Source organism: Paractinoplanes durhamensis, from assembly GCF_016862175.1.
Taxonomy (GTDB): domain Bacteria; phylum Actinomycetota; class Actinomycetes; order Mycobacteriales; family Micromonosporaceae; genus Actinoplanes; species Actinoplanes durhamensis.
In genome coordinates this window covers 133,188-145,226 of sequence record NZ_BOML01000036.1, presented here as the reverse complement: position 1 = coordinate 145,226, position 12,039 = coordinate 133,188, and the positions used below count along the sequence as shown (strand labels likewise).

Annotated in this window: 11 protein-coding genes; 5 read left to right on the top strand and 6 right to left on the bottom strand. The window is 70.8% G+C overall.

The window, feature by feature from the left end:
- The first annotated feature begins 35 nt into the window (after nt 1-35).
- Nucleotides 36-1,373, top strand: coding sequence for a sugar ABC transporter substrate-binding protein (locus tag Adu01nite_RS22705; RefSeq protein WP_203728948.1), 1,338 nt, complete (start codon nt 36-38; stop codon nt 1,371-1,373).
- Nucleotides 1,374-1,433: 60 nt separating this feature from the next.
- Nucleotides 1,434-3,500, top strand: coding sequence for an alpha-galactosidase (locus tag Adu01nite_RS22700; RefSeq protein WP_203728947.1), 2,067 nt, complete (start codon nt 1,434-1,436; stop codon nt 3,498-3,500).
- On the opposite strand, the gene Adu01nite_RS22695 is transcribed toward Adu01nite_RS22700, so the two are convergent.
- The 4 genes from Adu01nite_RS22695 to Adu01nite_RS22680 all read right to left on the bottom strand — a co-directional run bounded on the left by Adu01nite_RS22695 (nt 3,434) and on the right by Adu01nite_RS22680 (nt 5,790).
- Nucleotides 3,434-4,018, bottom strand: a complete 585-nt coding sequence (locus tag Adu01nite_RS22695) for a cellulose binding domain-containing protein (RefSeq protein ID WP_203728946.1) — start codon at nt 4,016-4,018, stop codon at nt 3,434-3,436. The two genes, Adu01nite_RS22700 and Adu01nite_RS22695, sit on opposite strands and share 67 nt — an antisense overlap.
- 134 nt (nt 4,019-4,152) lie before the next feature.
- Nucleotides 4,153-4,947, bottom strand: coding sequence for a TrmH family RNA methyltransferase (locus tag Adu01nite_RS22690; RefSeq protein WP_203728945.1), 795 nt, complete (start codon nt 4,945-4,947; stop codon nt 4,153-4,155).
- Nucleotides 4,948-4,959: 12 nt separating this feature from the next.
- Entirely contained in the window at nt 4,960-5,151 is a 192-nt protein-coding gene (locus Adu01nite_RS22685; protein WP_203728944.1) for a hypothetical protein, read from the bottom strand.
- A 63-nt stretch (nt 5,152-5,214) separates the two neighbouring features.
- Nucleotides 5,215-5,790, bottom strand: a complete 576-nt coding sequence (locus tag Adu01nite_RS22680) for a hypothetical protein (RefSeq protein ID WP_203728943.1) — start codon at nt 5,788-5,790, stop codon at nt 5,215-5,217.
- 30 nt (nt 5,791-5,820) lie between these two features.
- Between Adu01nite_RS22680 and Adu01nite_RS22675 the strand changes: the two genes are divergently transcribed.
- Both Adu01nite_RS22675 and Adu01nite_RS47930 read left to right on the top strand, forming a co-directional pair.
- Nucleotides 5,821-6,723: an LLM class flavin-dependent oxidoreductase gene (locus Adu01nite_RS22675; RefSeq protein WP_203728942.1), complete on the top strand. Its 903-nt coding sequence runs from the start codon at nt 5,821-5,823 to the stop codon at nt 6,721-6,723.
- A gap of 106 nt (nt 6,724-6,829) precedes the next feature.
- The gene (locus Adu01nite_RS47930) at nt 6,830-8,626 is read left to right on the top strand and encodes an FAD-binding oxidoreductase (RefSeq protein ID WP_239132625.1); all 1,797 of its coding nucleotides are present in this window, start codon (nt 6,830-6,832) and stop codon (nt 8,624-8,626) included.
- 4 nt (nt 8,627-8,630) lie between these two features.
- On the opposite strand, the gene Adu01nite_RS22665 is transcribed toward Adu01nite_RS47930, so the two are convergent.
- Together Adu01nite_RS22665 and Adu01nite_RS22660 are read right to left on the bottom strand one after the other, a co-directional pair.
- Nucleotides 8,631-8,996 (bottom strand): cupin domain-containing protein, encoded by a 366-nt coding sequence (locus Adu01nite_RS22665; RefSeq protein WP_203728941.1) that lies wholly within the window; start codon nt 8,994-8,996, stop codon nt 8,631-8,633.
- Nucleotides 8,996-10,282 (bottom strand): MurL-like N-terminal domain-containing, encoded by a 1,287-nt coding sequence (locus tag Adu01nite_RS22660; protein ID WP_203729087.1) that lies wholly within the window; start codon nt 10,280-10,282, stop codon nt 8,996-8,998. Before Adu01nite_RS22660 ends, Adu01nite_RS22665 begins: the two co-directional genes overlap by 1 nt.
- Before the next feature lie 78 nt (nt 10,283-10,360).
- On the opposite strand from Adu01nite_RS22660, the gene murD reads away from it, so the two are divergent.
- Nucleotides 10,361-11,707: a UDP-N-acetylmuramoyl-L-alanine--D-glutamate ligase gene (gene murD / locus Adu01nite_RS22655; RefSeq protein WP_203728940.1), complete on the top strand. Its 1,347-nt coding sequence runs from the start codon at nt 10,361-10,363 to the stop codon at nt 11,705-11,707.
- Nucleotides 11,708-12,039: the final 332 nt, after the last annotated feature.

The window sequence follows — 12,039 nt, the reverse complement described above, 5'->3', positions numbered from 1 at the left end:
CCCCTCCCGGAATTGAAATCAGGAAAAGAGGAAACATGCGCTTTCGCGCTCGCTCCATCGCGATCCTGCTCATGTCGACGCTATCGATAACTGCCTGTTCTTCGAGCAACAGCGACGACTCGGCCACCGGCACCACCGGCGCGGCAGCCTCCTGCGCCCCGTCCAGCGGCCCGGTCACGCTGACCTACACGACCTGGATCCCGAACATCGAGAAGGTCGTCGACGTCTGGAACAAGGCGAACCCCGACATCCAGGTCAAGGTGCAGACCGGCCCGAACGGTAACGGCGGCACCTACGCGAACTTCTTCAACCAGCTGAAGGCCGGCAACGCTCCCGACCTCGGCCACATCGAGTACGACGCGCTGCCCAGCTTCCGCGTCCAGGACGGCCTCGCCGACCTCGGCGGCTGCGACATCGTGAGCCAGTCGAAGGACAAGTTCGTCGACTGGACCTGGAACCAGGTCACCTTCGGTGAGGAGGGGCACGTCTACGGCATTCCGCAGGACGCGGGCCCGATGGCGCTGTTCTACCGCAAGGACCTGTTCGAGAAGAACAACATCCCGGTCCCGACCACCTGGGCCGAGTACGCCACGGCGGCGGAGAAGGTGAAGGCCGCGGGCGGCTACATCACCAACTTCTCGCAGAGCGACATCAACCAGTTCGCCGGCTTCGTCTGGCAGGCCGGTGGCCACTGGTTCGGCAACGACGGCACCAACTGGACCGTCAGCATGGCCGACGACGCCACCAAGAAGGTCGCCGACTACTGGCAGGGCCTGCTCGACAAGAAGCTGGTCTCCTCGGTGCCGCCGTGGACCCCGGAGTGGGACAACGCCTACAACTCCAGCAGCGCGTGGACCTGGGTCTCCGCGGTGTGGGGCGCCAACTCGATCTCCAGCGGCGCGCCGAAGACGTCCGGCAAGTGGGCGGTCGCCCCGATGCCGCAGTGGACCGCCGGTGACAAGGCCGCCGGTAACTGGGGCGGCTCGTCGACCGCGGTCTTCAAGAGCTCCAAGCACCCGTACGAGGCGGCCAAGTTCGCGCTCTGGCTGAACACCTCCACCGAAGCGCTCACCCTGCTCAACAAGGAGGCCAACCTCTACCCGGCCACCAAGGAGGGCGCGTCGCTGCCGGCTCTGAAGGAGGGCGTCGCGTTCTACGGCAACCAGCCGATCTACGACGTCTTCGCCGAGGCCTCGACGCAGGTGAAGGCCGACTTCACCTGGGGCCCGACGATGACCAAGACCTACACCGACGCGTCGGACGGCTTCAAGAAGGCCGTCACCGGCCAGGAGACGCTGCTCAAGGCCCTGCAGGATGCGCAGGCCAGCACGATCACGACGCTGAAGTCGCAGTCGATCCCGGTCAAGGAATAACCGGAAAGCCGGGCCGGCCCGCCCGCCTGCGGGCCGGCCCTTCTCACGTGGAGCTCCGCCTTGTCACTGATCGAACCGTCCGCGGACGGCGTCACCATCGCCCTGCACACCGCGAACACCACCTATGCGGTACGCCTGGACCGCAACGTCCGGCCGATCCACTGGGGGCCGCGGATCACCGTGGCCGAGGCAGCCGCGATACCGGCGTGGGAGTCGCCCTACCAGGACACGTTCGAGGGATGGCGGGATGGGGCGGAGGACTTCCCGGTCGCCGGCGGCGCGATGTTCGGCCCGGCGGCGCTGTCCTTCGGCGGCGAGGTGGCGGTCGAGGGCTTCGAGATCCGCGGCGACGAGCTGATCATCAGAATGAGCGGCGGCGTCGAGGTCGACCTGCACTACCGGGTGCGGGCCGACACCGACGTCATCGAGCGCTGGTCGGTGGTCCGGCACACCGGCCCGGCCGGTGAGATCGAGCTGCAGGATCATGCGGCCGCGGTGTGGTGCGTCCCGCCGCGGGCCGACTACTGGCTCAGCCACGTCACCGGCGGCTGGGTCCGCGAGGGCACCCTGCACCGGGTCCCGGTGCCGGTCGCCGAGACCACGCTGATCAGCCGGCGCGGCGTCACCAGCCACGCCACCAACCCGTGGGTGATGCTCGACGACGGCACCGCCACCGAGGAGACCGGCGAGATCTGGTCGGCGGCCCTCGCCTTCTCGGGGTCGTGGCGGATCACCGTGTCCCGTACGTCCGCCGGAAGATGTTCGATTCTCGGCGCCGCCGGCGACGACCGCACGGTGACCCGGCTCCTGCCGGGGGAGCAGGCGGTGAGCCCGGTCTTCGCCGCGCTGTACGCCGCCGGCGGCTTCGGCGCGGCCAGCCGGGCCTGGCACGACTACCAGCGCAAACACGTGCTGCGGCACGCCGGCGAGGTGCGGCCGGTGCTCTACAACTCGTGGGAGGCCACCTCCTTCGACGTCACCGACGAGGGGCAGCGGGCCCTCGCCGAGCGCGCCGCCAAGCTCGGCGTCGAACTCTTCGTGGTCGACGACGGCTGGTTCGGCGCCCGCACCAGCGACCGGGCCGGCCTCGGCGACTGGTTCCCCAACCCGCATCGCTTCCCGGCCGGCCTGCGCCCGCTCGCCGACCACATCCGTTCGCTCGGCATGGACTTCGGTCTGTGGGTCGAGCCGGAGATGGTCAACCCGGACAGCGACCTGTACCGCGCGCACCCCGAGTGGACCCTGCATCGACCCGGGGTGCGCGCCACCGAGCTCCGCAACCAGCTGGTCCTCGACTTCACCCGGGCCGACGTGCGCGACTGGGCGTTCGAGCAGCTCGACCGGATCGTCCTGGCGACCGGGCTGGCCTTCCTCAAGTGGGACTTCAACCGGTCCTTCACCCAGGCCCGGCCGGCGTCGTCGATCGGTCACGCGCAAGGCGTCTACCAGGTCATCGATCGGCTGCGGGCCGCGCATCCGGGCGTACGCGTGGAAGCCTGTGCCGGCGGCGGAGGCCGCGCCGACCTCGGCATTCTCGCCCGCACCGATCAGGTGTGGACCAGCGACAACACCGACGCCGTCGACCGGCTGACGATCCAGCACGGATACACCCAGGTGTACGCGCCGGGAACGATGGTCGCGTGGGTGACCGACAGCCCGAACCCGATCACCGGCCGCCGGGTGCCGCTGCCGTTCCGCTTCCACGTGGCGATGGCCGGCGTGCTCGGCCTCGGCGGCGACCTGACCCGGTGGACGGCCGACGAACTGGACCTCGCCGCCGAGATGGTCGCGCGCTATCGGGAGATCAGCCCGATCGTTCAGCACGGGACGCTGTTCCGCTTGCTGCCGCCGCAGGGTTCGCTGTCCGCGTCCCAATACGTGCGGGACGGCCGGATCGTTCTCCTGGTGTGGCGCGTGTCCGGCGTGGACCGCACGGTCCGCATCCGGCTGCGAGGATTGGATCCGGCGATGACCTATTCGGGAGTTTCGGGGGCCGCGCTGATGGCGGCCGGCCTTTCCGTCGAGCTGCCGGCCGGCGAGGGCCCGGTCAGCGCGCTCGTTCAGCTGCAGGCCGACCCGTTGACCGTGCAGCCGGTCGGTCCGGCCGAGCCGGAGAGCTTGAAGTGAAACCGGAGGGATCCGGTGGATCCGGCGGCGAGCGGGACCGACGAGGTCCAGGTGTAGGTGGTGCCGCGGGTGACGAGGGTGGGCTGGGGGAGCGACTCGAGCCACGAGGTGACCAGCTCGCCGGGGTAGCTGAGCCGGACCGTCCAGGACCGCTCGGTGCCGGTGTCGTTGCGGAGCAGGACCTCGCCGATGAAGGCGTCCGGATAGGAGTCGACGATCCGGTAGGTGCCGGCGACGCCGGGCGGCGGGGCCGGGGTGGTGGCGACCGGGGGCCGGCTGCTGCGGGTCGCGGTGGGCTGCGCGTCCCCGGCGGCCTCACCGGTGGCACTCGTTTCCGGGGCGACGACGGGCCCGCTGGTGGGCCGGAGACTGACCGGGATCTGCGGCCCGGAGGTGACGCCGGGGAGGGTGAAGGCGGGCTCGGGCGGGGGCAGGGCGCCCGCATCATCGCGCCCCGGGGTAAACCGCAGAATCGTGAGCCCGGCGATGGCGAAGAGCGCGAGGATGCCTAGTGCCATAAGAATCCACCGAAGCACGGATTTTTCATCCAACATGGTCACATCCAGGTCATAGCTCGCATCCCGGCAATAGAGTAGCTACCGAATCGCGAACTGAAAAGACCTGAAGTTCGATGTTGGAAGCAATTAGGAATTCAACGGCAGAGTTCCCAGAATGCGATCGCGGCTGCCGTCGCCACGTTCAGCGAGTCGACCCCGTTCTGCATCGGAATGGCCACCCGCACGTCACTCGCGGCCAGTGCCGCCCGGGTCAGCCCGGGCCCCTCGGCGCCCAGCATGAGCGCCGGCCTTTCCCGATCGGCCGCGCCGAGCTCCTGGAGCATTACCGAATCCGCCCCCGGAGTGAGGGCGAGCAACCGGAAACCCGCGTCCCGCACCACTTTCAGCGCTTCCGGCCAGGCCTCGGCCTTCGCGTACGGAATCGCGAACACCTCGCCCATGCTGACCCGCACGGCCCGCCGGTAGAGCGGATCGGCGCAGTTGGGCGACAACACGATCGCGTCGATGCCGAGCGCGGCCGCACTGCGGAACAACGCACCCAGATTGGTGTGCGTATTCAATCCTTCGAGGACGACGAGCCGCCGGGCCGACGTGACAAGCTCGCCCACCGACGGAAGCTCCCGCCGGTGGAACGAGCCCAGCACGCCACGGTGCACGTGGAAACCGGTGATCGCCTCGAGGAGATCGGGCGTCCCCGCATAGACCACGTCGTCATCCGCCAGGTCGGCGAACTGCTCGGTGCGCTTCTCGTCGACCAGGATCGACCGCAGCCGATAGCCGGCCTTCAGTGCCCGCCGGATGACAAGTTCGCCCTCGGCGATGAACAGCCCGTTGGGCGGTTCCCACCGAGTGCGCAACTCCAAGTCGGTGAGCGCCCGATAATCCGCGATCCGCGGATCGTCCGCGCTCTCCACCCGAGTTACCAGCACAGGTTCATACTGTCAGCCGGTGCGCCGGTTCCCGAATTGAGACCGCCGCGCCGACACCGTCCCCCGACCGTGGGGTTGCGCCCCGCCTTGAGCGAAGCCGGCGTCGGATTGCCCGCCCTTCTTGCTCTTGGCCCGCCGGGCAGCCCGGTTCTGGAACTCCTCGGGCTGCTCATCGTTCTGTTCCACATCCTCGGACTCAGCCATGGCCCTAGTATGGCCGACTACCCTGCGTCGCGATGAGGTAAGGAGCCGGATCCGCCCTGAGGATCAGGCTCGCATCGAGGCGAGCAGGCCCAGTTCCGGCTCCAGGGCGCCGGCCTGGCCCAGCGACACGAAGTCCGCCTCCACGTCGGCCAGGGCGAGCGTGCCCGCCCGCACCGCCTCGTAGCGGACGTAGCACCAGAGGAAGACGTCGAGGTTGTCGAAGCGGGTGTGGCCCTCGAGCACCTCCTCCTCGTGGAACCAGACCGCCACCTGGCCGCTGGCCAGCACCACGTAGAGGTTGCCGCCGCCGTCGGCGCCGATCGAGTAGACGTCGTCGTCGGACAGTGCGGTCTCGTAGTCGGAGTCGAGGATGCCGCACTCGTTGGCGGCGAAGTCGAAGCCGTAGGACCAGTCGGCGATGTCCAGGAACTCCGGCATCGTGCCGGAGCCGATCCTGCGGTCGAACGCCGCCAGCGCGGATGCCGCGGCCGGGGGCAGGCGCTGCAGGAACGGTTCGATCGGCCGGACCTCGGCCAGGTCGATGTCGGTGATGGCGGGGCGGTCGGGGAGCAAGCGCGCCAGATCGGCGTCCAGATCGCGCTCGACGTAGCCGGTGAGATCGTCGACGGTGAGAGTCACCGGCGGATGATAGGGCACTACTGTGTCCCCATGATCGATAAGTCGCCGGAGTTTCGGGTCGGTTTCATGTTCGAGCGGGATCGGGCACCCGAGGAACTCCCGGGCTGGGCCGCCACCGTCGAGGAGCTGGGCGCCGACGACCTCTGGGTGATCGAGGACCTCGGCTGGACCGGTTCGATCAGTGCCGCGTCGCTGGCCCTGGCCGCCACCCGCCGGCTGCGGGTCGGCATCGGCATCGCGCCGGTGGCCCTGCGCAATCCGGCGCTGCTGGCGATGGAGGTGGCGAACCTCGCCCGGGTCCACCCGGGACGGCTGGTGGCCGGGGTCGGCCACGGGGTTCCGGAGTTGATGGCGCAGGTCGGCGCGGAGACGGTGCGCAAGCTGGCGCTGCTGGAGGAGTCGATCGTCGCCGTCCGCGGGCTGGTGGCCGGCGAGACGGTGACCCTGCACGGGCGCGAGGTGACGGTCAACGGCCTCACGCTGGTCCACCCGGCCCGCGAGGTTCCGCCGATCGTCACCGGCGTGGTCCGGCCGAAGTCGCTGGAGCTGTCCGGCCGGGTCGCCGACGGGACGATCCTGGCCGAGGGCGCCGGACCGGCCGAGGTCACCGCGGCGCTGGAGCACATCGGGCGCGGCCGGCAGGCCGGCGACCGGCCCGCCCACGAGCTGATCGTCTTCGTCTACCTGCACGCCGACGACGACCGGGAGCGGGCCGCCGCGGCCACCCACGACATGGTGGCGGCGCAGGCCGCCTGGCTGGGTGTCGAGCCGGCCGACGTGTTCGCCCTGATCGGGCCGGCCGCGGAGATCCCGGCCAAGGTGGCGGCGCTGCGCGCGGCCGGCGCCTCGACGGTGGTCCTCCGGCCGCTGGGCACCGACCCGGACGGGCAGGCCCGGATCGCCCTCGAAGCGCTCGGCCGCGTTCGATCCTGACGGCTTCCGGGCGAAATAGCCCGGAAAGTCGGCTGCGCCAGGCGGCAGGCTTCCGGCGGCAGTACGGTTGAGTTGTCCGCGGGATCCGCTGAGCGGGGGTGTGACTGTGTCGTCCGGATCGGGGTCTGGTTCGGGAGCGGATCAGCACCTGCTGGCGCTGCTGCGCGCCATCCGGCTGCGGCAGGCCGCGCCGGATGCGGTGGCCGCCGGTGTCGCCGACACGGCCGCGGCGCTGAGCGAGATCGCCCGCAGTGAACAGGCCGAGCGTGGCGGGGAGCCGCACGGCGTGCTGTCGCCGGGCCCGGCCCTGCCCGAGCTGTCGTCGGGGCCGACGCCGCAGCGGCCCGACTGGGCCGCACCGCACCCGGCCGACGGCGAGCCCGCCAACGACGAACCGGCGCCCGAGGACACCGAGCTGCTCGCCTCCGCGGCGGACTTCTTCAGCCGGAGCAGTACCGAAAAGCCCCGGTCGTTCTTCGAGCGCGAGTCCCCGGCCGGCGACGACGACCCTGGCTACGGGCCGGACGGCGAGGACCGGGTCGGGCGGCTGAGCCGGAACCGGTTCGCCGGCCTCGGGCCCGCGCAGGCCCCGCCGGTGCCGGCCGTGCCACCCCGCGACGAGGTGGCCCGGAAGCCGGAGATCACCCCGGCCCGGCCGCGGTGGGCGTCCGGCCAGCCGGCCGCCGGTGAGAGCCCGCACCCCCGGGCCGGCCACTTCGAGGTGGTCACCCCGCCGACGGTCGCCACGTCCGGCCGCAGTTTCGCGGTCGACGGGATGGACCCGGCCGACGACGACCTGCTCCGGCAGACCCAGCGCCTGCTCAGCACCAGCCTCACCTTCGCCGGCGGCCCGGACGACGTGGCCGACCGGCTGCGCGAGGCGCTCCACCAGGCGCACCCGTCGCTGCTGGCGATCCTGCCCGGCGACGCCGGCTCGCAGTCCGACCGGCTCGCCCGGGGCCTGGTCTGGCTCGTGCACCACCTCGACCAGCCACCCCTGCTGGTGAACGGCTGCGCGGCCCTGGGCAAGGTGCTCGCCGGAGCCGGCGTGGAGCTGGATCGGCTCCAGCTGGTCGGTGCCGCCCTGGCCCAGGCGATGCGGGCCGGCATGCCACCGGGGGAATGGCGGCAGGAGTTCGACCTGGCCTGGCGATCGACCTGGCAGCACCTCTACGAATGGATTCGGCACGGCGTGGCGACAGCCTCCTTCGACCAGACCAGTTGGCAGGCCGTGGTGGTGTCGCACGAGCTGCGCCGCCCCGACCTCGCCGTCATCCGGGTGCGCCCGCACCTGCCACTGCCGTTCCGCCCGGGGCAGTACGCCCGGGTCGAGGTGCCGGAGCTGCCGGGCATCTGGCGGCCCTACTCGCTGGCGGGCGCGCCCCGCCGCAACGATCTCGTCGAGCTGCACGTGCGGGCCAAGACCCAGAACGGCGTCAGCGGCACCCTGGTCTACCGCACCCGGGAGGGCGATCGGCTCCGGCTGAGCCGGCCCGAGGGCGAGATGGGCCTGCCGGCCACCCCGCGCGGCCTGCTGATGATCGCCGGGGACACCGGGGTGGCGCCGCTCAAGGCGCTGCTCACCGAGCTGGCCGACACCGGCGATCCGCGCTCGGCGGTGCTCTTCTGGGGCGTCCGCAATCTCGGCGAGCTGTACGACATCGACGACATCGCCGAGATCGCCCGCACCGCGAAACGGGCCACGGTGGTGCCGGTGGTCTCCGAGGGCGATCCCGGACCGTACGCGTCGGGCCTGGTCACCGACGCGGTCGCGGCCTACGGCGAGTGGTCGCAGCACGAGGTCTACCTGGCCGGCCCGCCGCTGATGCTGACCGAGACCACCGCCGCCCTCGGACTGCTCGGCGTCACCGCCGACCACATCCACCACGACGCGCCGGAGTAGGGCGTCAGAGCGGGACGGCGTATCCCGGCACCGACGGCCAGCGACAGGTCAGCACGACGGTCTCCTGCGGCGCGAACCAGGTGTGGTCGACGCCCGGCCCCCACAGGACGTAGTCGCCCGGCGCGGACAGCACCACCGTGCGTTCCGGGAACTCCATGTGGAAACAGCCGCTGATCAGCACCAGGACGGCGGTGCGGCGCTCCCCGCGGGCCCACTCGGCCCGCCGGTCACCGGCCGGATGCCGCCCCCACTTCACCTCGACGTCGGTGCTGTGCCGCGGGTCCCCGTCCGGCAGGAAGTGCCCGATCAGCCAGCCACGCTCCTTCGGAGCATCAAGATCGGCATTGCCGACATAGATCTCGCCGGCCATTAGAGAGCAGCGTCAAGAATCTTCGCGTACGCCTCGGGGACGTACGTTTCTCCGCCGGGGGCCAGGACCGTTTCGCGGGAAGCCTCCGTCCACGCCTGCGGGGGGACCGCGGCCCGCAGCGCGACCAGCACCGGCGCGTCGTCGTCGAGCATCGCCAGGGCGACCAGTGACTCCTCGACCTCGCCGACGCACTCGAACGGCTTGTGCGCGTCGATGCCGAGCAGCTCGAGGAAGCCGGGCACCTGGGCCGGGTCGGCGAACAGGTCGTGGCCGAAGATGTGGGTGAGCCGGGCCCGGTCCATCGCGGGTGCCATCGCCAGGAAGACGAACCGGCACTTCGGGCAGTCGCCGCACCAGCGGACGGTCGGGTCGTGCAGCTTGAACGCCTTGTTGCAGCTGGTCACCACGTCGTCGTAGGCGGTGTGCCGGGCGAACAGCTGGGCGATGTGCAGCTCGGAGAGGCTTCGCAGCAGCGAGAAATACGGCTCCGTCAGCCCCGCGTGGGCGGTCACCGCGGCGCGCAGCAGGCCCTCGGCGACGACGCCCTTCGACCACTGGTGGTTGATCTCGTGACCGTTCCAGATCAGGTTGGGGTCGGACGCCGAGCGCTCGTTCGACATCACCACCGGGCCGAGCCCGTGCCACGCCGCGGTGGCGATCGCGATCAGCGAGTTGATCGCGGTGACCGGGATGTGGCCGTTCAGCGCGCCCGCCTTGTTGAGCTCGAACAGGCGCGGGTCGAGCTGCCGGCGGGCGGCCAGGGCGCCGAGCCCGGAGGCGGCGTTGACCGCCTTGATCACCGGGTTGGGGTTCACCGAGAACGGGACCGGGTCGAGCCCGGCCGAGCGGAGGATCTCCAGCGTGACGATCGAGTCCTTGCCGCCGCCGACGGCGGAGAGCGGGCGGCCCTGCGCGTTGTCGAACGGCTCGGCCGGGCCGGACACGCCCGGGACCTCGACAGTCAGATCTAGGACATGGGCAAGTTGGTTGCGATACGCGTACTCGGCCAGGCCGTGGGTGTAGACCGCGGTGAACAAGCTCCCCGCCGCGGCCGGCACGGCGACCGGGGCGACCACCCGCGGGGGCGCGCCGACCTTGTAGTAACTGACCCCGGCGACCACGTGGAGCAGGTCCAGGACCCGGTAGAACGTGTCCGGGACCGGTCGGCCGGCGGGCACCGGGAAAGTGATCGTCTCGGTGAAGTCCAGCGGTTCCGGGCCGTCCAGCACGTAGTCGAACGTGGCGACTCCGGTCTGCGGGTCGAACGCGTACGAAGGGAAGCGCATGACGTCGAACTGCACCCGGAAACTCCTGTCTCGTGGCCGACCGGCAATACTAGTTCGATTCGACGAGGAGGGCTCGACGTGCGTCTGGCAGACCTGAACGGCCGGTCGGTAGCGGTATGGGGAACCGGGCGGGAAGGCCGGGCCGCGGTCACCGCGATCGCCGGTCAGAAACCGTCCCGGCTGATCGCGGTCGACGACAGCGCGAACTTCCTCTCCGTCCCCTGGGACGAGTACGCCCAGATCGCCCCCCTCGCGGGCGGCGACCACGCGTTTCCCGCCCTGGTCACCGCGGACGTGGTGGTCCGCTCGCCGGGCGTGCCGCAGACCCACCCGTGGATGGCGGAGCTGCGCCAGCGCGGCGTCACCGTCACCGGGGGTAGCGCCCTCTGGCTGGCCGACAACGCCGCGCGAACCATCGGGGTCACCGGGAGCAAGGGCAAGAGCACCACGTCGAGCCTGATCAGTCACCTGCTCGCCGCGGTCGGCCGGCCCAACGTCTTCGGCGGCAACATCGGCGTGCCGCTGCTCGACCTGCCGCCCGCCGCGCTCTACGTGCTGGAGCTGTCCAGCTACCAGTGCGCCGACCTCACCGACTCGCCGCGGGTCGCGGTGGTCACCTCGCTGTTCCCCGAGCACCTGGACGCGCACGGCGGCGAGCGGGAGTACTACCGGGACAAGCTCAACCTGCTCCGGCACGGCCCGGAGATGATCGTGGTGAACGGCGCCGACCTGCGGCTGCGCGACGAGATCCGGGGCATCTGCGACCTGCACGGCTACCCGCCGATCCCGGCCGGCGCGACCGACTCGCGGTTCCGCATCCACGACGAGTGGGTCTACTGCAGCGACGAGCCGCTGTTCCACCGGGAGGCGCTGCACCTCAAGGGCCAGCACAACGGCCGCAACCTGTGCGTCGCCCTGGCCGTGCTGGACGGCCTCGGGGTCGACGTCCCCGGCTCCAAGGACGAGCTGGAGGCGGCGGTCGAGACGTTCGAGGGGCTGCCGCACCGGCTCGCCGAGATCGAGGACCCGTCCGGGCTGACCTTCGTCGACGACACCCTCTCCACGAGCCCCTACTCGGCGATCCACGCCATCGAGGCGTACGCGGCGCGGCCGCTCACCGTGCTCGTCGGCGGCAGCGACCGGGGGCTCGACTACGCCCCGCTACGCGAGTTCCTCACCGACCGCGAGCTCACCGTGATCGGCATCCCCGACTCGGGGCCGCGCATCCTGGAGGCGATCGCCGGGCTGCCGGGGGTGCGCACCGAGAACGCCGAGGACCTGCCGGCCGCGGTGCGGCTCGCCCGCAAGCTGACCCCGTCCGGCGGGGTCGTGCTGCTGTCGCCGGCGGCGCCGAGCTACGGCCGCTACCGGAACTTCGAGCACCGCTCCGAGGCCTTCGCGACCGCGATCCGCGAGTCCGCCTGACGCGGTAATCATTACCGGCGGTGACGCCGGTCGATGCCCTTTGCCCCGCTTTTCGACCCGGCCGGGGGCCGGGTGACCAGGGTGAGTGTCGCCTGGCCGGTCCCTGGGGCGGGTTCGCCGTGGTGCGTTTGGGAGCGGTCCCAACCCGTACGGTAAATATTTCTGATCTTGGTCTGCGGTTGCCTGGATGTTTCGGATCCATCGGCAGTTCATACGAATGGCCTAGTTGGCCTCGTTCTTTTGGCGTCGGCCGATGGGCCGAAAGTGCCATGACAAAGTCGGGCAAAAGCTGCCATGTGACTGCGGTCACCCTGTAAAGAACATTTCCGGAT